The sequence below is a fragment of the Paracoccus onubensis genome (assembly GCF_003591515.1).
GTDB lineage: Bacteria > Pseudomonadota > Alphaproteobacteria > Rhodobacterales > Rhodobacteraceae > Paracoccus > Paracoccus onubensis.
Window position 1 is genome coordinate 230,672 of sequence record NZ_QZCG01000003.1, and the last position, 24,076, is coordinate 254,747.

At 60.8% G+C, this 24,076-nt stretch carries 25 protein-coding genes and 1 pseudogene; 15 read left to right on the forward strand and 11 right to left on the reverse strand.

Annotation, left to right across the window (positions count from 1 at the left end; all coding sequences use genetic code 11):
• Positions 1–191: 191 nt before the first annotated feature.
• Genes D3P04_RS06115 through D3P04_RS06140 form a run of 7 tightly spaced genes read right to left on the reverse strand, consistent with a single transcriptional unit; the run spans position 192 to position 4,535 of the window.
• On the reverse strand, positions 192–1,199 hold the full coding sequence (locus D3P04_RS06115; RefSeq protein ID WP_119746935.1) for an NAD(P)H-dependent flavin oxidoreductase: 1,008 nt from the start codon (positions 1,197–1,199) through the stop codon (positions 192–194).
• Between the two features lie 19 nt (positions 1,200–1,218).
• Positions 1,219–1,500, reverse strand: a complete 282-nt coding sequence (locus D3P04_RS06120) for a hypothetical protein (protein ID WP_119746937.1) — start codon at positions 1,498–1,500, stop codon at positions 1,219–1,221.
• The gene (locus tag D3P04_RS06125) at positions 1,497–2,192 is read right to left on the reverse strand and encodes a hypothetical protein (protein WP_119746939.1); all 696 of its coding nucleotides are present in this window, start codon (positions 2,190–2,192) and stop codon (positions 1,497–1,499) included. Before D3P04_RS06125 ends, D3P04_RS06120 begins: the two co-directional genes overlap by 4 nt.
• A gap of 57 nt (positions 2,193–2,249) precedes the next feature.
• Positions 2,250–3,671: an APC family permease gene (locus tag D3P04_RS06130; RefSeq protein WP_119746941.1), complete on the reverse strand. Its 1,422-nt coding sequence runs from the start codon at positions 3,669–3,671 to the stop codon at positions 2,250–2,252.
• 11 nt (positions 3,672–3,682) lie between these two features.
• Positions 3,683–3,850 carry a hypothetical protein gene (locus tag D3P04_RS23285; RefSeq protein ID WP_182912756.1) on the reverse strand — a complete coding sequence of 56 codons (168 nt, stop codon included), beginning with the start codon at positions 3,848–3,850 and terminating at the stop codon, positions 3,683–3,685.
• A gap of 9 nt (positions 3,851–3,859) precedes the next feature.
• Positions 3,860–4,240, reverse strand: a complete 381-nt coding sequence (locus tag D3P04_RS06135) for a hypothetical protein (RefSeq protein ID WP_119746943.1) — start codon at positions 4,238–4,240, stop codon at positions 3,860–3,862.
• Position 4,241: 1 nt separating this feature from the next.
• Positions 4,242–4,535 (reverse strand): hypothetical protein, encoded by a 294-nt coding sequence (locus tag D3P04_RS06140; protein ID WP_232844906.1) that lies wholly within the window; start codon positions 4,533–4,535, stop codon positions 4,242–4,244.
• Positions 4,536–4,842: 307 nt separating this feature from the next.
• On the opposite strand from D3P04_RS06140, the gene D3P04_RS06145 reads away from it, so the two are divergent.
• The 5 genes from D3P04_RS06145 (at position 4,843) to glnT (ending at position 9,926) form a co-directional block, all read left to right on the forward strand.
• Positions 4,843–5,487 carry a helix-turn-helix domain-containing protein gene (locus tag D3P04_RS06145; protein WP_119746944.1) on the forward strand — a complete coding sequence of 215 codons (645 nt, stop codon included), beginning with the start codon at positions 4,843–4,845 and terminating at the stop codon, positions 5,485–5,487.
• Positions 5,488–5,641: 154 nt separating this feature from the next.
• A complete protein-coding gene (locus D3P04_RS06150) occupies positions 5,642–6,529 on the forward strand; it encodes a class II glutamine amidotransferase (protein WP_119746946.1) in 888 nt (295 codons plus the stop codon).
• 1 nt (position 6,530) lies between these two features.
• On the forward strand, positions 6,531–7,214 hold the full coding sequence (locus tag D3P04_RS06155; protein WP_119746948.1) for a GltB/FmdC/FwdC-like GXGXG domain-containing protein: 684 nt from the start codon (positions 6,531–6,533) through the stop codon (positions 7,212–7,214).
• 11 nt (positions 7,215–7,225) lie between these two features.
• Complete coding sequence (locus D3P04_RS06160; RefSeq protein ID WP_119746950.1) at positions 7,226–8,551, forward strand: FMN-binding glutamate synthase family protein; 1,326 nt, start codon at positions 7,226–7,228, stop codon at positions 8,549–8,551.
• A gap of 70 nt (positions 8,552–8,621) precedes the next feature.
• The gene (gene glnT / locus D3P04_RS06165; RefSeq protein WP_182912750.1) at positions 8,622–9,926 is read left to right on the forward strand and encodes a type III glutamate--ammonia ligase; all 1,305 of its coding nucleotides are present in this window, start codon (positions 8,622–8,624) and stop codon (positions 9,924–9,926) included.
• Between the two features lie 221 nt (positions 9,927–10,147).
• Here the strand turns inward: glnT and D3P04_RS06170 are convergent, their stop codons facing one another.
• Positions 10,148–11,128 (reverse strand): GlxA family transcriptional regulator, encoded by a 981-nt coding sequence (locus D3P04_RS06170; protein WP_119746954.1) that lies wholly within the window; start codon positions 11,126–11,128, stop codon positions 10,148–10,150.
• Positions 11,129–11,253: 125 nt separating this feature from the next.
• Here D3P04_RS06170 and D3P04_RS06175 point away from each other — a divergent pair, with 125 nt between their 5' ends.
• From D3P04_RS06175 to purU, 6 genes are all read left to right on the forward strand, one after another.
• The gene (locus D3P04_RS06175) at positions 11,254–12,504 is read left to right on the forward strand and encodes a sarcosine oxidase subunit beta family protein (protein ID WP_119746956.1); all 1,251 of its coding nucleotides are present in this window, start codon (positions 11,254–11,256) and stop codon (positions 12,502–12,504) included.
• Positions 12,505–12,513: 9 nt separating this feature from the next.
• Positions 12,514–12,804 carry a sarcosine oxidase subunit delta gene (locus D3P04_RS06180; protein ID WP_119746958.1) on the forward strand — a complete coding sequence of 97 codons (291 nt, stop codon included), beginning with the start codon at positions 12,514–12,516 and terminating at the stop codon, positions 12,802–12,804.
• Positions 12,801–15,737 carry a sarcosine oxidase subunit alpha family protein gene (locus tag D3P04_RS06185; protein ID WP_119746960.1) on the forward strand — a complete coding sequence of 979 codons (2,937 nt, stop codon included), beginning with the start codon at positions 12,801–12,803 and terminating at the stop codon, positions 15,735–15,737. The genes D3P04_RS06180 and D3P04_RS06185 overlap by 4 nt, the downstream gene beginning before the upstream one ends.
• Entirely contained in the window at positions 15,730–16,296 is a 567-nt protein-coding gene (locus D3P04_RS06190) for a sarcosine oxidase subunit gamma (RefSeq protein ID WP_182912751.1), read from the forward strand. The genes D3P04_RS06185 and D3P04_RS06190 overlap by 8 nt, the downstream gene beginning before the upstream one ends.
• Positions 16,293–17,198 (forward strand): bifunctional methylenetetrahydrofolate dehydrogenase/methenyltetrahydrofolate cyclohydrolase FolD, encoded by a 906-nt coding sequence (folD, locus tag D3P04_RS06195; protein ID WP_119746962.1) that lies wholly within the window; start codon positions 16,293–16,295, stop codon positions 17,196–17,198. Before D3P04_RS06190 ends, folD begins: the two co-directional genes overlap by 4 nt.
• 80 nt (positions 17,199–17,278) lie before the next feature.
• Positions 17,279–18,163, forward strand: coding sequence for a formyltetrahydrofolate deformylase (gene purU / locus D3P04_RS06200; protein WP_119746915.1), 885 nt, complete (start codon positions 17,279–17,281; stop codon positions 18,161–18,163).
• Between the two features lie 386 nt (positions 18,164–18,549).
• On the opposite strand, the pseudogene D3P04_RS06205 reads toward purU, so the two are convergent.
• Positions 18,550–18,949 (reverse strand): annotated as a pseudogene (locus tag D3P04_RS06205) (DUF475 domain-containing protein); the annotation flags it as partial.
• Between the two features lie 755 nt (positions 18,950–19,704).
• Between D3P04_RS06205 and D3P04_RS06210 the strand changes: the two are divergent.
• The 4 genes from D3P04_RS06210 (at position 19,705) to D3P04_RS06225 (ending at position 22,301) form a co-directional block, all read left to right on the forward strand.
• Positions 19,705–20,985: a hemolysin family protein gene (locus D3P04_RS06210; RefSeq protein ID WP_119746964.1), complete on the forward strand. Its 1,281-nt coding sequence runs from the start codon at positions 19,705–19,707 to the stop codon at positions 20,983–20,985.
• Between the two features lie 203 nt (positions 20,986–21,188).
• Complete coding sequence (locus D3P04_RS06215; protein WP_147391895.1) at positions 21,189–21,554, forward strand: hypothetical protein; 366 nt, start codon at positions 21,189–21,191, stop codon at positions 21,552–21,554.
• Positions 21,555–21,695: 141 nt separating this feature from the next.
• Entirely contained in the window at positions 21,696–21,920 is a 225-nt protein-coding gene (locus D3P04_RS06220) for a twin-arginine translocase TatA/TatE family subunit (RefSeq protein WP_119747138.1), read from the forward strand.
• 39 nt (positions 21,921–21,959) lie between these two features.
• Entirely contained in the window at positions 21,960–22,301 is a 342-nt protein-coding gene (locus D3P04_RS06225; RefSeq protein ID WP_119746968.1) for a hypothetical protein, read from the forward strand.
• A 492-nt stretch (positions 22,302–22,793) separates the two neighbouring features.
• Here the strand turns inward: D3P04_RS06225 and D3P04_RS06235 are convergent, their stop codons facing one another.
• Both D3P04_RS06235 and D3P04_RS23840 read right to left on the reverse strand, forming a co-directional pair.
• Positions 22,794–23,933, reverse strand: a complete 1,140-nt coding sequence (locus tag D3P04_RS06235) for an AI-2E family transporter (RefSeq protein WP_119746972.1) — start codon at positions 23,931–23,933, stop codon at positions 22,794–22,796.
• Positions 23,930–24,058, reverse strand: a complete 129-nt coding sequence (locus D3P04_RS23840) for a hypothetical protein (protein WP_269902619.1) — start codon at positions 24,056–24,058, stop codon at positions 23,930–23,932. The genes D3P04_RS06235 and D3P04_RS23840 overlap by 4 nt, the downstream gene beginning before the upstream one ends.
• Positions 24,059–24,076: the final 18 nt, after the last annotated feature.

The following is a 24,076-nucleotide window of genomic DNA, read 5'->3' on the forward strand; positions in this document are numbered from 1 at the left end:
CCGCCCGGGAGCAGGGGCCGGGGGCTCGCCGGGAAGCGCCCGACCGCCCCTGGGCGAGGCTCTGGTGAGGTTATCCTGCGGGTTCGGCGATGTGTGGGGGGCACGATAAAAGGCAGGCCACCATTGCCGTGATGCCCACCCTGCGGTCGAGCGGTGCCCGGCTCTGCAAGTTTGCTGAACCTGGGCTGCTGTCAGGATTTCATTGGCTTCAGTTCCTGCCGCGCCGTCGCGGCCATATCGTGAAGACGCTCCCCTGCGGGCACGATATCCTTGATCGCACCGGATCCCTGCCCGGCAAACAACGCCATGGCTTCCAGATCGCCGGTGGTTGTCCGCAAGGGTGAATCGGTGCTGAAGCGCAGGCGGGGCTGGGTATCGTCCCAGGCGATGGCTTCGCGGGGCAGGGTGGCGGGATCATGACCGAAATAGCGGCCCTGCAGCGCCTCGGTCACGCTGTTGGCGATCACCCGCACCGCGGCGCCCTTGGGCCAGTTCAGCACGAAGGCATCGGTCAGGATCGTGTCCTTGCCAGTGGCGCTGGTCACACGGGTCTTGTGATAATCATGGGCAAAGGATTCGTCTGTGGCCAGAAAGGCGGTGCCGCATTGCACGCCGTCCAGTCCGGCAAGAAGCGCGGTGGCCAGATCGCGGCCGGTCGATATGCCGCCCGCGAGAGCGACGGGCAGCTTGCTGCCGGCACGAACCGCGCGGGCAAGTTCCAGCCCGGCGCTGCGACCGTGGACATGACCGCCCGCTTCGACACCCTGTGCGATCAGAACATCCACCCCGGCCTTTTCGGCCTTGGAGGCGGCTTCGAGCGTGCCGACCTGATGCAACACCATGCATCCGGCTGCTTTCACACGTTCGATGATCGCGGGCATGACATCCCAGAAGAAGGAAAAGGCATCGATGCCCAGATCGAGGCAACATTGAATCTGGGCGTCCAGCAAATCGGGATCGGTCGCCGAGGGGATCAGGTTGACCGCAAAGGAGTGATCGGTCGCGGCGCGAAGCGCCTTGATCTCGGATGCGATCAGGGCGGGATCTTCGCGGACCATTCCAAGTGTTGCGTAACCGCCGGCTTCGGCAATGGCAGCGGCAAGTTCCCATCTTGCGACGCCGCCCATACCCGCCAGCAGGATCGGAAGCTCGCAGCCAAGCAGATCGCAAAGAGGCGTATGGAGGGGATCCTTGGTCATGTCTTGAACTCCCGGCTGTTTAACCGCCCCGGTGTTGCCAGACCGCATGTCGAATGCGGGCATAGCGATAGGCATCGAATATCGCCATCGCATAGACAAAGACGCCGCCCGAGAATTTACCCAGAAGCGATACATCCGGCGCCGCGGTCTTGAGCGTATAACCGCCCAGCAGGAACATGAAGAACAGAAACAGCAGGCCACGGAAAGGCTGCCGGTTCAGCACCTGTCCGACGCCGGGCAGGATGATGGCAACGGCAAGGACCAGATAAGGATTCGGGGGGCGATGGGTTACGGGTTTCATGCGGCGCGCCGGGAATCGTCCAGGCCATAATGCTCGATATCGGCCTTGATCGCTTGCAGGCGCTCCAGTACCGGGGCGATCTGGTCGGGTGAAAGCGGCGTCCGGCCCATCTCGGCATCCCGGAAAAGCAGATAGCGTGTGCGATCCGCCTCTTCCGCCAGGAATACGATGCGCAGGCCCTTTGGTGATATCACCAGCTCCTTGATCCGGGGATTGTCGAACAGGGACAGATGCGGGGCAAGCAGTTCCTCGGGCAGCAGATGCCGGGGATCGTCGGTGCGAATGGCGCAATCCTGGGGGAAACCGTCGGGGATCGCGATCTGGTCCGGCAGGCGGTGGAAGCCTGAGAAGGGTTCGACCCCGGTGGGCCGGATCATCAGGTTGAAGGTGGAAAGCACCGGCAGCGGGCCGGGCAGGGTGACCAGCACCCATAGGGCAGGTAGCTTGCGGAAAGTCAGCGTATCCGGGACGACCTGCAGATCGGCCATGCTATCTTCGTATTTGCCCGAAAGGCGCGGAAAGCCCGTTGCGCATCGGCTCAGGCGGGGGGCGGAGAACAGCGCTCGGCAATGGTCGAAATAGGCAAGCCGCGACAGGCGTCTCGCATGCGCCGCGCGGATGCTTTGGTGGGCAAGCATGGCGACGCCCGCACCCGCCATGATCAGCAGAAGGGTCAGCCCGTAATTCTGCATGGTGGTGGCCTCCGGTTTGGTTCTGCCGCCGGAGGGAAGACCGGCGGCAGGCGGGTTTCAGTATCCCTGCGGCTTGGGCCAGGGCATGGTGAATTGTGCGGCCCGTTGCACGAAGCGATAGCGCCGGAAGTGGAACCACAGCGACACGACGATATAAAAGGCGATCATCGCGACAAGCTGCGTGCCGTAGCCAAGGAACACCGCGAAGAAGGTGATCCCGCACAGGCACAACAGCACGATGGCCGGAACCGGATGGAACGGATGCTCATATCCGCGCTTGATCGTGTCCAGCGGCCATTTGCGGCGGAACATGATCACGTTCAGCGGCATGAAGGTGTATTCCAGCAGCCCCGACAGGATCGAGAAGGTGATGACCTGATCCAGCGGTGCGCCAAGCGCGAAGATGAGTGCGATCGGCACAAGGAAGATGATCGAGCGGTAAGGCGTCCGGTAAACCGGATGCACCGCGCCGAACCACGAGGGCAGATAGTGATCGCGGCCCATTGCGAACCAAGCTCGCGAGGCGTCGTTGATGCAGCCATTGGCCGAGGCCAGCGTGGCGAACAGCGTTCCGATGCCCAGCAGCACCGTCAATGCGGTCGAGCCCGACATTCTTGCCGCGTCGAACAGCGGCGCGCCCGACTGACCAAGATATTCCCACGGCATCAGCCCGACGCAAAGATACCAGGTCAGCGTTGCCGCGATGGCCAGCGTCATGACGCCTGCCAATGTGCCGAAGGGCAGGGAACGGCTGGGCGAACGGACCTCTTCCGCCGCCTGACAGGTGCCCTCGATCCCCAGATAGAACCACAGCCCGAAATGCATCGCCGCAAGAACGCCAAGCCAGCCATAGGGCAGGCCGGTCATCAGCTCGGCATGTTTCAACGGGCTTTCGCCGAACAGCGGCGATGTGGCCAGAAACAGGATCAGGATGGCCGTGAATGCGAAGGCTGTGATGACAAGGTTGAATGTCAGCGTCGCAAGCACGCCGCGATAATTCAGCCATGCCAGAAACATGATCGCCAGCACGATGAAGGGCTGCGGGTTGAGTCCCTCGTGCCCGGTCATGCCTGCCACGGTTTCGACCAGAAAGCCGACGGTGATGGCGTTCGCGGCTTCCAGCATGGTATAGGCGAAGACCAGATACAGGCCGACATTGAATGCCATCAGCGGTCCGATGATATGTTTGGCCTGCGTGTATTGTCCGCCCGCGGCGGCGACGGTCGATGTGACCTCGCTGTCGATCATGGCGACGCAGCTATAAAGGATCCCCGCGAACCAGCAGGCGATCAGAGCAGCATAGGCGCCGCCTTTGCCGACCGCGAAATTCCATCCCATATATTCGCCGACAAGCACGATGCCCACGCCAAGCGCCCAGATATGGGCCGGCCCCAGGACCCTGAGAAGCCCTCCGTTCTGTGTTGGCGCGGCTTCGCTTGCTTCGGCGATGCCGGGCGTATTTCTTGTTATATCCGACATATGCGCATTCCTTATAGCTCGTGCTGTTCGGTAATCGCCTCAAGCTGCCCCTCACGCGAGGAGGTCAGTTCTTCCTCGCTGTAGCGGCTGTCAGTCTTGAGCCAGTCGGTAACGATATAGATGCCGAGCAATGCCGAGAGTGCCCAGGCGGCATATTCGGCGAGATCCCAGATTTGCATGTCTATCCCCTATTCCTCACCGAATTTCTCGGCGATGACGTCGCGATATTCCTTTTCCGACAGCTTCAGCATCATGGTGTAATAGCCCAGCACCGTGACGATCACGGCGATCAGGGCGAAAAAGCTGAAGGAATAGTCGAATCTGGCGGTGATCAGCGGCGCTGCCGCTTCGGCATCGGCAAAGCCCAGCTTTGCCCATTGCTCAACCATCGTGGCGTTCTGCTGAAGGCTTTCCCAGCTTGGCGCATCTACCGTGTCATGCAGTTGCGCGCTGCCCGCCATCCCCAGCCATAGCGGGATGTAAAGGGCACCCACAGTCAGGGCCAGCAAGACGATAACGTCGAATATCTGTCCCAGTTTGCTTTGCGGCGGAGGCGTATATCGTGCCATGTCACACGCCCCTCCCCTTGGCCCGGGCGGCATCCAGAAACTTGATGTCCAGCCCATACATGAAATCCCGGTCCTCGCGGTAATGGCGCAGCATCGCCAGAATGGCCGCCGTATTGAGCAGCAATACGGCCGCTCCTCCGATCAGCAGAACGATGCGTGCGGTGCTGCTGGGGGCCAATGACCATGTGGCGATGGCGACAAAAATGATTGCAAACCACAATCCGATGACGAATGCCCATGCCACGATGATATCACGTCGATGCATGGCTATGATTCGTTCGGTGAGATCAGACATAGCGCTCCTCCCTATGTTGATTCTCCACGGAAAACCGCCAGAACGGCGACCCCTGTCGTTCCGTGGAATTCTAGTCCCGGCGCAGGGTTTCGATTCTGCATATAAAACACTTTTGTATGCTTTGTGATCAAGAAAAAATTTACGAAAAAGAAAAAATACTTCCTGCACGGCAACTTTTAGATGGGCCAAAATTGCATCACAGGTTTCTAAATGCCGGGAAACAGTCCTATAAGGGTATAGGGCGAGATTTGGCTATTTTTCGCCGATCTGGCATTTTGAGATCAAAGCACCTGCAGGGAAATAGATTATGACCAAGATTGCGCCCGCCGAGATCAAGCTTACCCAGGATCCCCACGCCCTGCGTGAAACCCGGGAAAAAAACCTTGAGGTTGCCATTGGCCGGCAGGTCCGGGAATTGCGCAAGCGCCAGCGCATGACGGGGTCCGAACTGGCCAATCAGGCCGGACTGTCCGTGGGGATGCTGTCGAAGATAGAAAACGGGGTGATTTCGCCCTCGCTGACCACTTTGCAGACGCTTGCCAATGCCTTGCGGGTGCCGCTGGTGCAGCTGTTCTCGGGGTATGATGAGCCGCGCGGGGCAATGCATGTGAAATCCGGCGCCGCTGTCGAGGTGGAACGGGCAGGGACCAGGGCGGGGCATCAGTATCACCTGCTGGGGCATATCGGGTCGAATGATTCCGGCGTGGTGGTCGAGCCCTATCTGATCGTTCTGAGTACGACGAGCGACCGTTTCCCGACATTCCAGCATGAGGGGATCGAACTGATCTACATGCTGGAAGGGCATCTGGGTTACCGGCATGGCGACCGGATCTATGACATGGAGCCCGGCGACAGTCTGCTGTTCGACGCCGACGCGCCGCATGGGCCGGAAGTGATGCATCAATTGCCGATTCGCTACCTGTCGATCATCACCTATCCGCAAGCCAGGTAAGCGGCGAAAACAATCGGCTCGCCGATACTTTGCAAGCGGTCAGACGCAGCAAAAACCGGCGAAAAGCGCTCATCGTAAAAAATATCTTGTCAGGCAATAAATTTTCCTATTAGTTAATCCGGGAGGGATTTATCCAATCTGAACGGAGGTGACTATGTGTGGCATTGTTGGCCTGTTTCTGAAGAAGGACGATTTGCGTCCGCGTCTAGGGGATCTTCTGACGGATATGCTGATCACCATGACCGATCGTGGCCCGGACAGTGCCGGAATCGCGATCTATGGGGATGCAGCCGATGGTCTGAAGATGACCATTCAATCCGCAACGCCGGATGAGCATTTCGACGGGTTGGAAGAGACCCTGACGGCGCTTTTGCGTGCGCCGGTCCGGATGCGGGTGATCGATACCCATGCGGTCCTGACCCTGCCCGAGGGCAGCGAGGCCGAGGTGCGCGCCTTCATGGCGGAAAAGGGTATCCGCGTCATGGGCGTGGGCGACTCGATGGAGATTTTCAAGGAAGTCGGCCTGCCCAAGGATGTGGCCGCACGCTTTGGCATCCGCCAGATGGCAGGCAGCCATGGCATCGGCCATACCCGCATGGCGACGGAAAGCGCGGTGACCACGCTTGGCGCGCATCCTTTCTCGACCGATGAAAATCAGTGCCTTGTCCATAACGGCTCGCTGTCCAACCACAACCGGATGCGCCGGGAACTGGCGCGCAAGGGTTTTGCGCCGCAGACCGAGAACGATACCGAGGTGGCGGCCTGCTATATCTCGTCCCGTCTGGCCGAAGGCGCCAATCTGGGCGAGGCGCTGGACGGTACGCTGCAGGATCTGGACGGCTTCTTCACCTTTGTCGTCGGCACCAAGAACGGCTTCGGTGTGGTGCGCGATCCGATCGCCTGCAAACCGGCCGTGATGGCCGAGACCGAAGATTATGTCGCTTTCGGTTCGGAATACCGTGCATTCGCCGGCCTGCCCGGCATCGAAACGGCCCGCGTCTGGGAACCCGAACCCGCCACCGTTTACTTTTGGGAGCGCTAAGATGCAGACCATCGACATGGCCTCGACCGAACTGCGCCAGCTTAATTCCACCTTGCAGGCTCAATCCACGAAAACCGACGACGCCGAATGGGTGATCGAAAACACCCGCGGCGCGCATGCGCTGGCCGTCGGGCTGGACGCGCCGATCAAGGTGACTGTCAAGGGCTCGACCGGCTATTACTGCGCGGGCATGAACAAGCGGGCCGATATATATGTTACCGGCTCGGTCGGTCCGGGCGTGGCCGAGAACATGATCTCGGGCTCTGTCACCGTCGATGGCGATGCCAGCCAATATGCCGGAGCGACCGGGCATGGCGGATTGCTGAATATCCGGGGCAATGCCAGTTCGCGTTGCGGGATCTCGATGAAAGGGATCGATATCGTGGTGCATGGCAATGTCGGCCACATGTCGGCATTCATGGCGCAGTCGGGCAATCTGGTCATTCTGGGCGATGCCGGGGATGCGCTGGGCGACAGTCTTTACGAGGCACGGCTTTTCGTGCGCGGCAAGGTCAAATCGCTGGGTGCGGATTGTATCGAGAAAGAGATGCGGCCTGAGCATCTGGAATTCCTGGCCGATATCCTGAAACGCGCCGGAGCCGATGCGAAACCCGAAGAGTTCAAGCGCTATGGCTCTGCCCGCAAGCTTTACAATTTCAACGTCGACCACGCAGACGAATACTGAGGAGAAGGCCGATGGACAAGACACCGCAAACCCTGCCGCGGCAGAACTGGACCTTCTCGAATGAGATCAATTCGGAAATCCGCCGTGCCGCCGCCACTGGTATCTATGATATCCGCGGAGGAGGAGCCAAACGCCGGGTGCCGCATTTCGACGATCTGCTGTTTCTCGGCGCGTCGATCAGCCGCTATCCGCTGGAAGGTTACCGCGAAAAATGCGAGACCTCGGTCACGCTCGGTACCCGTTTCGCCAAGAAGCCGATCGAGCTGAAAATCCCGATCACCATTGCCGGCATGTCCTTTGGTGCGCTGTCTGCCCATGCCAAAGAGGCGTTGGGGCGTGGTGCGACCGCTGCCGGAACCTCAACCACGACCGGCGATGGCGGCATGACCGATGAAGAGCGTGGCCACTCTGAAAAGCTGGTTTATCAGTATCTTCCTTCGCGTTATGGCATGAACCCGGACGATCTTCGCCGCGCGGACGCCATCGAGGTGGTGGTCGGGCAGGGCGCCAAGCCCGGCGGCGGTGGCATGTTGCTGGGTCAGAAGATCACCGAGCGGGTCGCGAAGATGCGCAACCTGCCGATTGGGATCGACCAGCGTTCGGCCTGCCGTCATCCGGACTGGACCGGCCCCGACGATCTGGAGATCAAGATCCTCGAGATCCGCGAGATCACCAACTGGGAAAAGCCGATCTATATCAAGATCGGTGGCGCGCGTCCCTATTACGACACCGCGCTGGCGGTGAAGGCGGGTGCCGATGTGGTCGTTCTGGACGGCATGCAGGGCGGTACGGCGGCGACGCAGGATGTGTTCATCGAACATGTCGGCCAGCCGACGCTGGCCTGTATCCGCCCGGCGGTGAAGGCGCTGCAGGATCTGGGGATGCATCGCAAGGTGCAGCTTGTCGTCTCGGGCGGCATCCGTGGAGGCGCCGATGTCGCCAAGGCGCTGGCGCTTGGCGCCGATGCGGTGGCGATTGGAACGGCCGCATTGATCGCGCTTGGCGACAACGATCCGCGATGGGAAGATGAATACCAGAAGCTGGGTACCACCACGGGCGCTTACGACGACTGGCATGAAGGGCGCGATCCGGCGGGGATCACCACGCAGGATCCGGAACTGATGAAGCGGCTGGACCCGGTTGCTGCCGGGCGTCGTCTCCGCAATTATCTTGCCGTGATGACGCTGGAATGCCAGACGCTTGCCCGTGCCTGCGGCAAAAGCCATGTCCATAACCTCGAACCCGAGGATCTCTGCGCGCTCACCATGGAGGCGGCGGCCATGGCTGGCGTGCCGCTGGCGGGAACCAACTGGATTCCCGGCCAGTCCGGGTTCTGATCTTTACTTAGAAGGGCGGGGCATGAACCTCGCCCCGGGTATTCACATATTCGCAACAAGGGAACCATTGATGACCAATCTTGCCACCTTCGCCCGTGAAAATGGGATCAAGTATTTCATGATTTCCTACACCGACCTGTTCGGCAGTCAGCGAACCAAGCTGGTCCCGGCGTCGGCGATCGGGGATATGCAAAAAGGCGGTGCGGGTTTCGCGGGTTTCGCGACATGGTTCGATCTGACCCCCGCTCATCCCGACATGCTGGCCATGCCGGACCCGTCGGCGGTGATCCAGTTGCCGTGGAAGAAAGAGGTGGCATGGGTTGCCGCCAGTTGCATGATGGAAGGTACAGATCTGGCCCAGGCGCCGCGCAACGTGCTGCAGAAGCTGGTCAAGGAGGCCGCCGATATGGGCCTGACCGTCAAGACCGGGATCGAGCCGGAATTCCATCTGCTGAATCCCGATGGCACAACCATCGCTGACACTGCCGACACCGCGACCAAACCCTGTTATGACCAGTTGGCGATCATGCGCCGCTACGACATGATTTCCGAGATCTGCGACTATATGGCGGAGCTGGGCTGGGAACCCTATCAGAACGATCACGAGGACGCGAACGGCCAGTTCGAGATGAACTGGATATATGACGATGCGCTGCTGACCGCCGACCGGCACAGCTTTTTCAAGTTCATGGTCCACACCATGGCCGAGAAATACGGGTTGCGGGCAACATTCATGCCCAAGCCGATCATGGGCCTGACCGGCAATGGCTGCCATGCCCATATCTCGGTCTGGGACACCAAGACCGGCGATAACGCCTTTGCCGATGACGACAAGGAACTGGGGCTGTCCGAGCGCGGACGCCATTTCCTGGGCGGGATCATGAAGCATGCATCGGCATTGGCGTTTATCACCAACCCGACCGTGAACAGCTATAAGCGGATCAATGCGCCGCGCACCGCCTCGGGCGCGACATGGGCCCCGAACAGCGTGACGTGGACCGGCAACAACCGTACCCATATGGTCCGTGTGCCGGGCCCGGGCCGGTTCGAATTGCGGCTGCCCGACGGTGCGGTGAACCCCTATCTGCTGCAGGCGGTCATCATCGCGGCCGGTCTCTCGGGGCTGAAATCCAAGGCCGATCCCGGCCCGCGTTCCGATATCGACATGTATGCCGAGGCATGTGACGTGAAGGATGCGCCGAAACTGCCGCTGAACCTGCTGGACGCGATCCGCACCTATGACGCGGATAAAGAGCTGAAAGCGGCGATGGGCGAGGAGTTCTCGGCCGCCTATATGAAGCTGAAAACCAACGAATGGAACAGCTATTGCTCGCATCTGTCGCAATGGGAGCGTGACAACACCCTCAACATCTGAGCGACGGTCGGGGTTTTCCCCTCTTCTCCTTTCCGGTCGTCTCTCTGACCCGCCGACGGTTCTTCGCCTGTCGGCGGGTTTGAGCGTTTTAGGGAACGGGTTTCGCCATGACTGGGGGCGCTGCCTGCGGATCCCGGGATATTTGCGTGAAGAAGCAGGCGTATTCGAGGGCATTTGATATGTGTGGGTGATATGTGCGGGGGGCACCGCCTGTCGCCAGTTTACCCTCGTTCGGGATGGGATCGGCTGCGCCGGGTCGAGGGCGTATCGCCGAATTGCTCCCGGAATCTGCGCGAGAAATGGCTGCGTGAGGTGAAGCCGGTCGCCAGCGCGATTTCGGTAAGCGGCAGACTGGACTGGGTCAGCAACTCGTCGGCCTTGTCCAGCCGCAGTCGGCGGTAAAGCTGCATGACGCTTTGGTTCATCTGCGCCTGTGTCAGCCGTTCAAGCTGGCGGGGGCCGATGCCGCAAAGATGGCCAAGATCCTCCAGCCGCAGCGGATCCGCCAGATGGCTGGTCATCAGCTCGATCATCGCCACCAAAGCCGGGTGATGCAGGTCGTATTTGCGCGCGGGATCGAGTTGCTGCGGCGCCTCTGCCTCGCGGATGCCGGTATGGATGAACCAGTCGCTGACCGAACGGGCCAGAGCCAGACCGTGATCGGCCGCGATCAATGCGTGCATCATGTCCAGCGGTGCCATCCCTCCGGCGCAGGTGAAACGGTCGCGGTCGATGACGAACAGCCGCCGTTCGATGAGCGCGTCGGGATAGGTTTCCCGCATTGCGTCGATATGCTGCCAGTGGATCGTGAAGCGGCGTGCGGTCATGACCCCTGCCGCCGCCAGAATCGCCGCCCCGCCCGAGATACCGCCAAGCGATATGCCATGCCGTGACAATCGCCGCAGAAAGGCAAGCACCCGCTCGTCCCGCTGTGCCAGCGGGTCGCCGCCGGCGACGACAAACAGGATGTCGAATCCCTCCCCGGCATCAGAGATCGGGATCGTGTGAAACGCCCCTGCGCCCGAGCTTTGCATCCAGCCTCCCGGGATCGACAGGAATTGCAGATCATACAATATCCGACCGCTGAGAAGATTCGCCGCCCGCAACGGCTCGATGGCCGAAGCGGTGGACATCAGCGCGTAATCCGGCAGCAGCAGGAAGCCGTAACGGGTCGGAAGACGGGAATCGGTGACGGCTGGCATGACATCTATCGGGATAACGCGATCAGTTTCGCATGAATGTCCTGTCTGGGCAAGATAATGTCTGTTTCGGGCATGTTTCTTGCGTCATGCTGTGCCAGATTGGTCTGGAACAAGGAGTCTGAGCGATGCATTTTTCCGGCTTTCGCGTCATCAAGGAGGCCCTGACAGGCCATAAGGGATGGAAGCCGCTTTGGCGCAATCCCGAACCGCAATCATCCTATGATTATATTATCGTCGGCGGCGGCGGTCATGGGCTGGCCACGGCTTATTATCTGGCCCGGACCTTTGGTCAGGCGCGTATCGCGGTGCTGGAAAAAGGCTGGCTGGGGCAGGGGAATATCGGGCGGAACACGACGATCATCCGCTCGAATTACATGCTGCCGGGGAACGAGCCCTTCTATGAATTCTCGATGAAGCTGTGGGAAGGGCTGGAGCAGGAATTCAATTTCAACGCGATGATCAGCCAGCGCGGCGTGCTGAACCTGTGTCACACGGATGCGCAGCGCGATGCCTTCCGGCGCAGGGGCAACGCGATGCTGCTGGCGGGTGCGGATGCGGAATTGCTGGATGCGGCCGGGGTGCGCGCGATGGCGCCTTTCCTGAATTTCGACAATGCCCGCTTCCCGATCAAGGGCGGCTTGTTGCAGCGCCGGGGCGGCACGGCACGGCATGACGGCGTGGCCTGGGGCTATGCCCGGGGCGCGGATATGCGCGGGGTCGACCTGATCCAGAATTGCGAGGTTACCGGTTTCCGGATCGAGGGTGGCCGCATTCAGGGGGTCGAGACGTCGCGTGGCTATATCGGCGCGAAAAAGGTGGGCGTCGCCGTTGCCGGATCTACGGGGCGCGTGATGGCGATGGCAGGGATGCGTCTGCCGATCGAAAGCCATGTGCTGCAGGCTTTCGTGACCGAGGGGCTGAAACCGGTGATTCCGGGCGTGATCACCTTTGGCGCGGGGCATTTCTATGTCAGTCAGTCCGACAAGGGCGGGCTGGTCTTCGGCGGCGATATCGACGGGTACAACTCTTATGCCCAGCGCGGTAACCTGCCGGTGATCGAGGATGTGGCCGAAGGCGGCATGGCGCTGATGCCGATGATCGGCAGGGCGCGGCTGCTGCGGGTCTGGGGCGGGATCATGGACATGTCCATGGATGGTTCCCCGATCATCGACCACACCCATGTCGAGGGGCTCTATCTGAATGCGGGCTGGTGTTATGGCGGCTTCAAGGCGACGCCTGCCAGCGGATATGCCTTTGCGCATCTGCTGGCCAGGGATGCGCCGCATGATACCGCAAAGGGTTACCGCCTTGACCGTTTCGCACGCGGTTATGTCATTGATGAAAAAGGCGTAGGCGCTGCGCCGAACCTGCATTGAGGTCTTGTCATGCTGATCCCCCATCCCCTGCTTGGTCTTCGTGACGCACAGGAGTTCACATATCTGGGCGATGCAAGGCTGATCGATCGCCCCGACGGCATGGCCGAGGGCGCCGAGGCGGCTTTCGCCGAATATGTTTATCTGCGCGACAACCCGGCGGGCGTGCATCGCGAGCTGTGGTTTCACGAACAGGGCGACCGCTCGTGGTTGATCGTGACCCGCGATACCGTCACGCATGAGATCCTTGGGGCCGAACTGGCCCGCAATGTGGCCCTTGCGGCAAATGGAGGTGAGGCATGACCCGGCTTTCCGGAGGGCTGATCGACCGTTCCCGCAGCCTGAATTTCACCTTTGATGGCCGAAAGCTTGCCGGGCATCCGGGCGATACGCTGGCCTCGGCGCTGCTGGCCAATGATGTCCGGCTGATGGGGCGCAGTTTCAAATATCACCGCCCACGGGGTCTGATCGCGGCGGGATCGGAGGAACCGAATGCGCTGGTCGAACTGCGTGGCGGTGCGCGGCAGGAGCCCAATACCCGCGCCACCGTAGCGGAACTGTTCGACGGGCTGGATGCCCGCAGTCAGAACCGGATCGGCTCGCTACGCTTCGATCTGCTGGGGGTGAACGATCTGCTGTCGCCCTTTTTCGCGGCGGGCTTCTATTACAAGACCTTTATGTGGCCGAAGGCGTTCTGGGAAAAGCTCTACGAACCTGCGATCCGGCGGGCGGCGGGGCTGGGCAGCTTGTCGATGCAGGCCGATCCCGATCCTTACGACAAGGGTTTCCTGCATTGCGACCTGTTGGTGATCGGCGGCGGCGCGGCGGGGCTTGCCGCGGCGCAGGCGGCGGCGCGTTCTGGCGCGCGGGTGATCCTTGCCGACGAGGATTTCCGTCTGGGCGGCCGCTTGCTGGCCGAGACGCATCTGCTGGATGATGCGCCCGCCGCGGGCTGGGTTTCGGGCGTGGAAGAGGAACTGGCCAGCCTGCCCAATCTGCGCATCATGCGCCGCACGACGGTTTTCGGCGCATTCGATCACGGCATCTATGGCGCGGTCGAGCGGGTCGCGGATCATCTTCCCGAGCCCGGCGACAAGCCTCGCCAGACCCTGTGGCGGATCACCGCGAAACGCGCGATATTGGCTGCGGGTGCGGTCGAGCGTCATATTCCCTTCGCCAATAACGATCGTCCGGGCATCATGCTGGCGGGGGCCATGCGTGCCTTCGCCAATCGCTGGGCCGTCAGCCCCGCCGCCCGGGTGGCCATTTTCACCAATAACGACGATGGGCACCGCACCGCGATCGATCTTGCCGCCAAGGGCGTGGATATCGCCGGAGTCATCGACAGCCGTGACAATGTGACGACGATGGGAAGCTATCCGATCTTTGCAGGTGGCGTGGTCAGCGACGCCAAAGGCCGTCTTGGCCTGACGAAGATCGAGGTGACGCAGAACGGGCGCAGTCAGTGGATCGAATGCGGTGCACTTGGGGTGTCGGGCGGCTGGAACCCGAACTTGCATCTGGCCTCGCATCACCGGGGCCGCCCGGTCTGGGATGAGGCGCTGCAAAGCTTCGTTCCCGCCAAGGACGGCCCTCCGGGCCTTATCGTTGCCGGTGCCGCGAACGGGCAGGGCAGCACTGCTGCGGCTTTGCGCTCGGGCGCGGAGGCGGCGGTTCAGGCATTGGGCGAACTGGGTATCACCGGCGCGTTGCCCGATCTGCCACAGGCCGAGGATGTGGTGTCGAAGCCGCATGCGCTTTGGCATGTGCCGGGCAAGGGCCGGGCATGGGTGGATTTCCAGAACGATGTCACGGTCAAGGATATCAAACTGGCCCATCAGGAAAACATGCGCCCGGTCGAGCATCTGAAACGCTGGACCACGCTGGGCATGGCGACCGATCAGGGCAAGACGGCGAATGTCACCGCCCTTGCGATCATGTCGGAACTGACCGGAAAACCGATCCCCGAGACCGGGACAACGATCTTCCGCCCTCCTTATTCCGGCGTATCGCTGTCGGTGCTGGGCGGCGGGAACACGGCCGGGCATTTCCGCCCCCGCCGCCTGACGCCGACCCATCACTGGGCCGAGGCCCAGGGCGCGGTCTTCGTCGAGGTCGGACCGTGGATGCGCGCGCAATATTTTCCCCGTCCGGGCGAAACCCATTGGCGCCAGACGGTCGACCGCGAGGTTCTGGCCACCCGCGAGGGTGTCGGCATCTGCGACGTGACGACGCTTGGCAAAGTCGATGTGCAGGGCGCCGATGCGGGGGAATTCCTGAACCGGCTTTACTGCAATGGCATGAAAACCCTGAAAACCGGCATGGTCCGTTATGGGTTGATGCTGCGCGAGGACGGTATCGCATGGGATGACGGCACCTGCGCGCGTCTGGCAGAGGATCATTACGTCGTCACCACCACCACGGCGCAGGCCGGACCGGTCTATCGGCATATGGAATTCGCCCGGCAATGTCTGTGGCCCGAAATGGATGTGCAGTTGATCTCGACCACCGATGCCTGGGCGCAGGTCTCGGTTGCAGGTCCGAATGCGCGCCGGCTGCTGGAACGGATCGTGGATGAGGGTGTCGATATCTCGAATGAGGCATTCCCCTTCATGGCCTGCAAAGGCCTGACCATCTGCGGCGGGCTCAGGGCGCGGTTGTTCCGCATCTCTTTCTCGGGCGAGCTGGCCTATGAGGTCGCGGTGCCGACGCGTTACGGCAATGCGTTGATGCAACGGCTGATCGAGATCGGCGCGGATCTGGGCGCGACTCCTTACGGGACCGAGGCGCTTGGTGCGCTCCGGATCGAAAAGGGCCACGCGGCAGGCAATGAGCTGAACGGCCAGACCAGCCCGCAAATGCTGGGCATGGGCCGGATGGTCTCGACCAAGAAGGACAGTATCGGCGCGGTAATGTCACGGCGCGAGGGGCTGGCCGCCGATACAAGGCGGCTGGTCGGGCTACAGCCGGTCGATTCCGCTCAGCCGGTACTGGCCGGGATGCATTTATTCACCGATAGCGCCGCACAGAATACCGAGACGGATCAGGGCTGGATCACCTCCGCCTGTTATTCCCCGCATGTCGGTTCCGCCATCGGGCTGGGCTTTCTGGCCCGTGGCGACGAGCGTATGGGTGAGGTGATAACCGGAGCGAACCCGCTGGACCAACAGCAGGTCGCGTTGCGCGTCGTCTCGCCCCATTTTGTGGACCCGGACGGAGGACGCCTGCGTGACTGACCTGACACCGATCACCGCCTTGGGGGCATCCGCGCCCGCCGATCAGCATTTCGGCCCGCTGCGGATTTCCGAGAATGCCGATATGGCACTCGCATCGCTGGCGTTGCGCCGGACTGCCGACATGCCGGCGCCGATGGGGCTGGAACTGCCCGCACCGGGGAAATGGTCCCAGGGGCAGGGGGTGGCCGCCTTCTGGACCGGTCCCGATCAATGGATGATCGAGGCCGAGACCCGCGCCGCAGAGGATTTCGCCGCGGAACTGGCCTCTCATGCGCCGGGTTGCTCGATCACCGAACAGACCGATGCATGGACCGTTTTCGAGATCGCATCGGATCGCGGTGATGCGCCGATACGGGCCCTGATGGAAAAGCTGGTCAATATTGACACGGGAAGCTTTGGCCCCGGAAGCGCGACCCGCACCGGGTTGCATCACCTGAGCGTTTTCCTTGTCCGCCGCGCCGAGGACCGGCTTGCCGTGATGACGATGCGCAGCATGGCGCGCGATCTTTGGCATGTGCTGCAGGAAACCGCCAGACGCCTGAAGGGAGAACCGGCATGAGTGATATACCCGTCAACCATGAGGCTCTGATCGACGGAAAGGCATTCTCTGCGGATGTCCGGCAGCGTGTCGCCGCGCATGTGGCGCAGTTGAAGGCGCGGGGGATTACACCGGGGCTTGCCGTGGTGCTGGTCGGCGAGGATCCGGCCAGCGAGGTTTATGTTCGCAACAAGGGGATCCAGACCCGCGAGGCGGGGATGAATTCTTACGAGCACAAACTGCCCGCCGATACCTCGCAGGACGCGTTGATGGCATTGGTCGAACAGCTCAATGCCGATGACGCGGTGCATGGGATTCTGGTGCAGTTGCCGCTGCCGGATCATCTGGATTCCGAGGCGGTGCTGAATGCGATCGATCCGGCCAAGGATGTCGATGGCTTCCACATCCTCAATGTCGGCTTGCTGGCGACCGGGCAGAAGGCCATGGTGGCATGCACGCCGCTGGGCTGCCTGATGATGCTGCGCGACCGTCTGGGCGATCTGTCCGGGCTGAACGCGGTGATCGTCGGGCGCAGCAATATCGTCGGCAAGCCCATGGCGCAATTGCTGCTGCGCGACAGTTGCACCGTCACCATCGCGCATAGCCGGACCCGTGATCTGGGCGAGGTCTGCCGCCGCGCCGATATTCTTGTGGCCGCGGTGGGCAGACCAAAGATGATCCCGGGCGACTGGATCAAACCGGGTGCGACGGTGATTGACGTGGGCATCAACCGGATTGAAGAAGGCGGAAAGACGCGGCTTGTCGGGGATGTCGATTTCGACACGGCCCAGGGGGTCGCGGGCGCGATCACCCCGGTACCTGGCGGGGTCGGCCCGATGACCATTGCCTGCCTTCTGGCCAATACGCTGACAGCCTGCTGCCGCGCGGCAGGGCTGCCCGAACCCGACGGGCTGACCGCTTGAGGCGGAGCCTCTGGGCCATAGAGAAAACAGAGCATCTGGCGGGGCAGGCGTTGCCTCCCCGTTCATGACAGGAGACATCGATGAGTAAATTCTGCCTTACCGTTGCCTGCGAATCCACCCGGGGGATCGTGGCGGCCATTTCCGGCTATCTTGCCGATCAGGGCTGTAATATCACGGCGAGTTCGCAATATGACGACCCGCAGACCGGCAAGTTCTTCATGCGGGTCAGCTTCACCCCGGAAAAGGAGGTAACGCTGGACAAGCTGGACAAGGGCTTTGCCGAGACCGCGAAATCGGGCGGCATGAGCTACCGGTTCCATGACGAGGCGGCGAAGATGAAGGTCGTGGTGATGGTCTCGCGCTTTGGCCATTGCCTGAACGATCTTCTGTATCGCTGGCGGATCGGGGCGTTGCCGATCGATATCGTGGCTGTGATCTCGAACCATCTGGACTATCAGAAGGTGGTGGTGAACCACGATATTCCGTTTCATTACATCAAGGTGACGAAAGAGAACAAGGCGCAGGCCGAGGCGGCGCAGATGCGGATCGTCGAGGATAGCGGCGCGGAACTGATCGTGCTGGCGCGCTACATGCAGGTGCTGTCGGATGAGATGTGCACGAAAATGTCGGGTCGGATCATCAATATCCACCATTCCTTCCTGCCGAGTTTCAAGGGTGCGAACCCGTATAAACAGGCCTATGAGCGCGGGGTGAAGCTGATCGGGGCGACCTCGCATTACGTGACGGCGGATCTGGACGAGGGTCCGATCATCGAGCAGGACATCATCCGGGTGACGCATGGTCAATCGCCCGAGGATTACGTGAGCCTTGGGCGCGATGTGGAAAGCCAGGTTCTGGCGCGGGCGATCCACGCGCATGCGAACCACCGGGTGTTCCTGAACGGCAACAAGACGGTGGTCTTCCCCGCCTCGCCGGGCTCCTTCTCGAGCGAGCGGATGGGGTGAAAGGGCGATTGACCGCTGGATTCTCCGGCGAAGGGTAAGCTATCCTCCAGTCGCTGCTATATTCCCGTCCGCGATAAAGTCCCGCAGACCCGCCCGCTATTGTTCGGCTTGGAGCGGTCGCGGGCGGGATATTTCTGTCAAAACCTGACCGGTTCCGGAATTCACGCAGCCATTTCAGTTTCCGGGCGCATGTAATGCTGCTGATACCCATGACGGGCCGTGCGCCGTTGTAAGCCCGTAGCCGGTCACCGCCGATATTCTGTTCGCAGCGGCAACCGCCATGTTCCGGCTGATCGAACGCATCAAGGGCAGCATGGGTCGCCGCCCTTGCTTGTGGATCGTCGAATGCCCCGTCTGACACGGCAAAATCCGTCGGGGCATCAGGACTAACCCCAATTCTCGACCCTGTTCGCGCGGATCGAGGCCCATAGGGACAACCCGATCAGCCCCGCCCCGGGACAGGCTGGTGATGACCTTGCGGATATGGACCAGCGACCGGGTGAACATCACTGCGGAAAGCGCGATGATCGCATAGAAGGCGTCATGTTCGAGACAGCGATATTGCAACAGCGTCCCCGTTTCGACCAGCATGATGGTCATTCAGCGCATATATATCGCGCCGATCCCCAGGCCGATGGCGATGACGAGCAGGTTCTGGGTAAGCGCGAAGGCGCCGATGACGCCGTCGAAACTGAAGGAGGCGTCCAGCACTTCCAGATACAGGAACGCGCCCAATCCGCCGCGGGCGGCAGTTTTCAGGGTTTCCTGCGTGCTGTCCAGCACTCCACTCACCGTGGCGGTGGTCTGCCAACCCAGCAGCGCTCCGGGAACGAGGCCCGGAGCGGTGACGATAAAGGCGCAGCGGAAGCGGTGAAAAACCGTGCGTGAACCCACGCCGTTAGCGCGGTCATCGCCCGAAAAGGGTTGTCCTGGGTTGCGTATAAATTCGATCTCGGCGGCTGAGAATGTTGCGGTGCGCCGCCATCACGAAACGCCGCCGGAATCGCCGGAGGGGGCCCGGTTACCGAAACTTCACCCGCATGGGCAAGCAGATTTGATTTAAGGTGTTTTATGTGATCCGCAATGGTTACGGTGAGGAGCGTGACGGATTTTCCGACTCCTGCGCCATGGGTCATATGCCCGATGCGAAGGGATTATGCAGATCATGGAGCGGGATGACCTGGATCGGCGAAGTTTCGCCGGCAATGCGATGGCTTTTTATGCCGGTGGGGTGCCGTCCTTGATATGGCTGGCAATAATTTGGTTTTTTGTGACTTATCAAGGCTTACAGATGTAAATCTCTTGAAAGGCATCAATAGCTGATCCCGGATTAGATCCCAGTATGGGCGGGCTATGCGCATGATCATGACGATCACCGGAACATGTGGTCTTCGCGCTTCCATGCTGACAGGATCAATCGTTATCTTCTTGGCTGTCGCGCGTGATTTCGTTTACGTCTTTCCGAAGACGAAGATTTTTTCAAGAGTGAAGCCTTTCTCCTGAATTCGAAAAACCCAGACCCCGCACGGAATCATAGGAATATGTTACTCGAAATTCTGATCGTCTTTGCCCTGACGCTTGTGAATGGTGTACTTGCCATGTCCGAACTTGCCATCGTTTCCGCGCGCAAGGCGCGTCTTCAGGTGATGGCAGACAATGGCAGCCGCGGGGCCAGAACCGCCATGCGCCTTGCGGCCGATCCGGGGCGGTTCCTGTCAAGTGTTCAGATCGGCATAACCCTGGTCGGTATTCTTGCCGGCGCCTTTTCCGGGGCGACGCTTGGCGTTAGGATGGCGGATGCCCTGGCAGCAGCCGGGCTGACCCCGTCTCTGGCGCGAACCCTTGGGGTCGGAAGCGTCGTGGTTGCCATCACATATACGTCACTGATCTTCGGTGAACTGGTGCCCAAGCAGATTGCGCTTCGTGCCCCCGAGAGTTCGGCTGCCCGGATCGCACCGCTCCTTCACGGGATCGCGGTTGCCGCTGCGCCGATCGTCTGGCTGCTCGACAAATCCGGCAAGCTGGTGCTTGCGCTTCTTGGTCAGTCCGGGGACCCGGATAACGGCGTGACGGACGAGGAAGTCAGGATGGTCCTCTCCGAGGCGCGCTCGGCGGGCATCATGGAGGAAGCCGAGACCGATATGATCGCGGGGGTGATGCGGATCGCCGACCGTACGGCGCGCGGGCTGATGGTCCCACGGCACGAGGTCAAGTTCGTGGAGGTGACGGACGATCTGGCCACCGTCGCCATGCGATTTCGGGAAACCGACCATTCACGCCTTCCCGTTCGTGATGGGGATCCGGACGAGATCATAGGCGTCGTCAAATCGCGTGATTTCCTTGAGACCGGAGCCTCCGGAACGGTGCAGGAACTGCGCGATCTGATCGTCGAGGCGCCGGTGGTGCGTGACGGGATGGCTGCGCTTGATGTGCTTGAAACCCTGCGCAAGTCTCCGGCCCACATGGTTTTCGTTTACGACGAATACGGCCATTTCGAGGGGATCATCACCCCGATGGACGTGCTTGAGGCGATTGTCGGCGAATTCCACGAAGGCGAGGGTGCAGAGACAAAGATCGTTTCCCGCGAGGATGGCAGCCTGCTGGTGGCGGGCTGGACACCGGTTGACGAATTTGCCGAACGGATCGGCTGGGTACTCGACAAGGATCGCGACTATGCCACTGTTGCGGGTCTTGTATTGGAGAAGATGGAAACGCTGCCGCGATTGGGTGAACATTTCGATCTTGGTGGATGGCGGATCGAGGTGGTGGATGTGGATGGTCGCAGGATCGACAAGCTTCTGGTATGGCGCAAGCCCGAGTGAGACGGCTTCCCCCAAGCGTCGATATCCGGCGGTTCCCGGGCAGGCACTCTGAAGCCCGTCAGAGCATATTCCAGACATGGTGCCGGGCGAAGGGGGCATGTTACCGCCCGGGTTGCAGCCGAGAATGCAGGCCGCGTCACGGATCGCACCCGGCTCCAACCTTGCTGCAAAGGGCGGAATATGCTTAATCTGCTGCGATGAGCATGCAGAGGGCTTACTTTCCACGGCAGGCGGCGGTACGGCTTTGCCGTGCCGTGATTTCGCTTTTTCTGATCGCGGGACTGCTGTTCCTTGCGGCCTTGCAATTCGAGAACGGCTCTTCCCGGCTTTCGGTTATTGATGCCGAGCGTTCCTCGGTTCATTTCTATGCGCCTTCGGAAACCGTGTTTCGCGCTGCGGATCATCGGAATGAGCCAAAATCGCATGACAGTCCGCCCGTGGAACTGGTCCGGAACGCGGAAACGCCATTTCCGGATCAATACAGTCCGGTAGAGTGGACGCCCTGTAACAGACCGGAATGCGGCCGATCCTATTTCCGGCCGGTTTCCCGCGCTCCTCCTGTCGCGTAATCCAGCATCATTCCGGCACGGTATCGAATAAGCGCAGCGGAGATCAGATCCGCGTGCAGTGACCGTCGCCTGTAATCTGGAAACCGATACGTGCGTTTCGAATGCGCGGTCCCCATTTCATCGGACATCGAGGAACTCAAAATGTTGAACAATATCGGACTTCCCGGCCTGCTTCTTATTGTTATCGTGACGGTTGTTCTGTTTGGGCGTGGCAAGGTCAGCGGCATCATGGGCGAGTTGGGCACCGGCCTGACGGCGTTCAAACGTGGTTTGCGCGAGGCCGAAGACCCGGCGAAGCAGGAGTCGGACGTTTCGCGCGGCACCGATGCGACAACCGAATCGAGCCATCTCGACGGCAAGTCATAAACCCCGTCTCTGACATTCATCTTCGTTAAGAACGCTGCTTTGAACCGGCTTCGACATATTGCGGTAATCTGTACCGCCGGCTTGCTGCTGCTTGCACTTCTGAGTGCGACCTCGTTGCGCGGGACCGATACGGGCCGCCTTGGGTCGGCCCATATCAGCAAACTTGGCGATCAGCTGGCCGTTCTGGTGACGACAAAGGCGAATAGCGTCGTTTTCACCGCGCAGCGCGACAATGACGGTTTCCCGCCATCTGCGGGTACGCTGCCCATGCCACCCGATGACAATCGGATGATGCCGGTGACATGGACCGGCTGGGCCGGGCCGGTTCCACAAGCGGGGATTTTGCCGCATGCGCCACGGGCGCCACCGCGTCACACCTGATGCCGGACCTCTGGTCCGGTGAACCGATCCAGAATCGAATTATCAGGAAAGACGACATGTCTCAGAAACACCCTTCCGCTTCGGAACCGGGAAAATCCGTGGTTTCCGAAGAGGTTCCCTTTCGCTGTCCTGACTGTGAGGCCCCTATGGAGTTCGGGCAGAAAGCCTGCTCGTCCTGCGGCTATCGCAGGCCTGCAGCCGCAAGACAGACGCTTATCCAGTGGCTTCTTTTTATCGTGATTATGTCTGTCATTCTGGCAGCCGGTATCTTCCTGACCGGAGGTAGCTGATGAAAAGTACGAAACTCAAGCTTGCCCTTGCGGTATTTCTGGCGCTGGCAATTATCGGCGGTGATCTGCTCGCACAATTTGGGTTTTGACCGGAAGGACCAGCCTGCCGCAGGGCGACGGGCTGGTCCAACCCTGCGTCTGCCCGTGTTGCATGATGCGTAATTGTCAGGATCGGCCTGCGGCAGCCGGTGTCGGCCCGCCGCTACTTTCGCGCCAGGATCTCCCGTTGCCATTCCCGCCAGATCGCGACCAGTAACGCCATCAGCACGGGCCCCACGAACAGCCCAACCAGCCCCATCGTCTTCACGCCGCCAATCAGGCCGAAGAAGGTTGCGAGGAAAGGCAGCTTGACCGGACCGCCGACCAGGGCAGGGCGGATCGTCTTGTCGACAATGAAAAGCTCGACCGTGCCCCAGATGAACAAAGCGGCACCTTCATAGACCGAGCCGCTGAAAGCCAGATAGATCGAGATCAATGTAAAGGACAAAGGCGCACCGCCGGGAATGAGCGCCATGAAACCGGTGATGACGCCGAAAACGATCGGCGAAGGCACTCCGGCAAGCCAATAGGCGATGCCCAGAACCACGCCCTCACTGATGGCGATCAGGGTCATCCCGGTAACCGTCGAGCTTATCGTCGCGGGAACCATGCGCGACAGATGCTCCCACCGGCCTGGCAGGATACGAACGCCAACCCTGTCCAGCTGCTCGACGATCATGTCGCCGTTGCGGTAAAATACGAACAAAGCGATCAATGTGAAAACGACATTGAGCGCCAGATGAAAGGCCATTGATCCGGCGGACAGCACACCTCGATACAGATTGGCGATGTTTGAACCGCTTACGGTCTGAACAAGCTCGCCGATGGCGCCGGGACGTCCTATATAATCCAGCCATTGCTCGTCCAGCCAAGAGCCAATCCCCGGAATCGAGGCGATCCAGCCCGGTGTTCCGGCGCCTGTCCCGTTGATTTCGATCGCCCAAATGATCCAGATGCGCAATTCCTGTGCGGCGTAGATCAGCGCAAGAGATATCGGCACGACCAGTAGGGCAAGCACCAGCAGAATAAGCAATGCTGCAGCCAGATTGCGCGGCAATCCGAGTTCATCCGTGAAATGCGACCTGATTGACCAGCTTGCGACCGCCATGATCCCCGCTGCGAGCATCGGAATCAGGAACCCATGGAAGAAATAGACCGAAGCCACGATCACCACGACCAGCAGCCAGCGCGCGATCGATTGATCGGTCACGAGTGGGCGAAGATGTCCACGTTGCGGAAACGAAGACTCGGGTCTGTCTGACAGTTGCTTTGTTCGTTCCGGTTTGGAAGGCTCTGTATTCATTTACCGGTTCCCGCGTGTTCTGTCGTATCGGGTGGTCTGGCCTGCCGCGTGGATTTCGCCTCTTTCCCGGGGAGCGGAGAGGGTTTGGGGACGATGCCGGTCATGGCAATCAGGGTCGACAGCATGTCGAGATCCGTGCGGGA

Coding starts and splice junctions, on each gene's coding strand:
- D3P04_RS06115 (WP_119746935.1), bottom strand. CDS start 1,199: ATGACCAAGGATCCCCTCCATACGCCTCTTTGCGATCTGCTTGGCTGC.
- D3P04_RS06120 (WP_119746937.1), bottom strand. CDS start 1,500: ATGAAACCCGTAACCCATCGCCCCCCGAATCCTTATCTGGTCCTTGCC.
- D3P04_RS06125 (WP_119746939.1), bottom strand. CDS start 2,192: ATGCAGAATTACGGGCTGACCCTTCTGCTGATCATGGCGGGTGCGGGC.
- D3P04_RS06130 (WP_119746941.1), bottom strand. CDS start 3,671: ATGTCGGATATAACAAGAAATACGCCCGGCATCGCCGAAGCAAGCGAA.
- D3P04_RS23285 (WP_182912756.1), bottom strand. CDS start 3,850: ATGCAAATCTGGGATCTCGCCGAATATGCCGCCTGGGCACTCTCGGCA.
- D3P04_RS06135 (WP_119746943.1), bottom strand. CDS start 4,240: ATGGCACGATATACGCCTCCGCCGCAAAGCAAACTGGGACAGATATTC.
- D3P04_RS06140 (WP_232844906.1), bottom strand. CDS start 4,535: ATGTCTGATCTCACCGAACGAATCATAGCCATGCATCGACGTGATATC.
- D3P04_RS06145 (WP_119746944.1), top strand. CDS start 4,843: ATGACCAAGATTGCGCCCGCCGAGATCAAGCTTACCCAGGATCCCCAC.
- D3P04_RS06150 (WP_119746946.1), top strand. CDS start 5,642: ATGTGTGGCATTGTTGGCCTGTTTCTGAAGAAGGACGATTTGCGTCCG.
- D3P04_RS06155 (WP_119746948.1), top strand. CDS start 6,531: ATGCAGACCATCGACATGGCCTCGACCGAACTGCGCCAGCTTAATTCC.
- D3P04_RS06160 (WP_119746950.1), top strand. CDS start 7,226: ATGGACAAGACACCGCAAACCCTGCCGCGGCAGAACTGGACCTTCTCG.
- glnT (WP_182912750.1), top strand. CDS start 8,622: ATGACCAATCTTGCCACCTTCGCCCGTGAAAATGGGATCAAGTATTTC.
- D3P04_RS06170 (WP_119746954.1), bottom strand. CDS start 11,128: ATGCCAGCCGTCACCGATTCCCGTCTTCCGACCCGTTACGGCTTCCTG.
- D3P04_RS06175 (WP_119746956.1), top strand. CDS start 11,254: ATGCATTTTTCCGGCTTTCGCGTCATCAAGGAGGCCCTGACAGGCCAT.
- D3P04_RS06180 (WP_119746958.1), top strand. CDS start 12,514: ATGCTGATCCCCCATCCCCTGCTTGGTCTTCGTGACGCACAGGAGTTC.
- D3P04_RS06185 (WP_119746960.1), top strand. CDS start 12,801: ATGACCCGGCTTTCCGGAGGGCTGATCGACCGTTCCCGCAGCCTGAAT.
- folD (WP_119746962.1), top strand. CDS start 16,293: ATGAGTGATATACCCGTCAACCATGAGGCTCTGATCGACGGAAAGGCA.
- purU (WP_119746915.1), top strand. CDS start 17,279: ATGAGTAAATTCTGCCTTACCGTTGCCTGCGAATCCACCCGGGGGATC.
- D3P04_RS06210 (WP_119746964.1), top strand. CDS start 19,705: ATGTTACTCGAAATTCTGATCGTCTTTGCCCTGACGCTTGTGAATGGT.
- D3P04_RS06215 (WP_147391895.1), top strand. CDS start 21,189: ATGCAGAGGGCTTACTTTCCACGGCAGGCGGCGGTACGGCTTTGCCGT.
- D3P04_RS06220 (WP_119747138.1), top strand. CDS start 21,696: ATGTTGAACAATATCGGACTTCCCGGCCTGCTTCTTATTGTTATCGTG.
- D3P04_RS06235 (WP_119746972.1), bottom strand. CDS start 23,933: ATGAATACAGAGCCTTCCAAACCGGAACGAACAAAGCAACTGTCAGAC.
- D3P04_RS23840 (WP_269902619.1), bottom strand. CDS start 24,058: ATGCTGTCGACCCTGATTGCCATGACCGGCATCGTCCCCAAACCCTCT.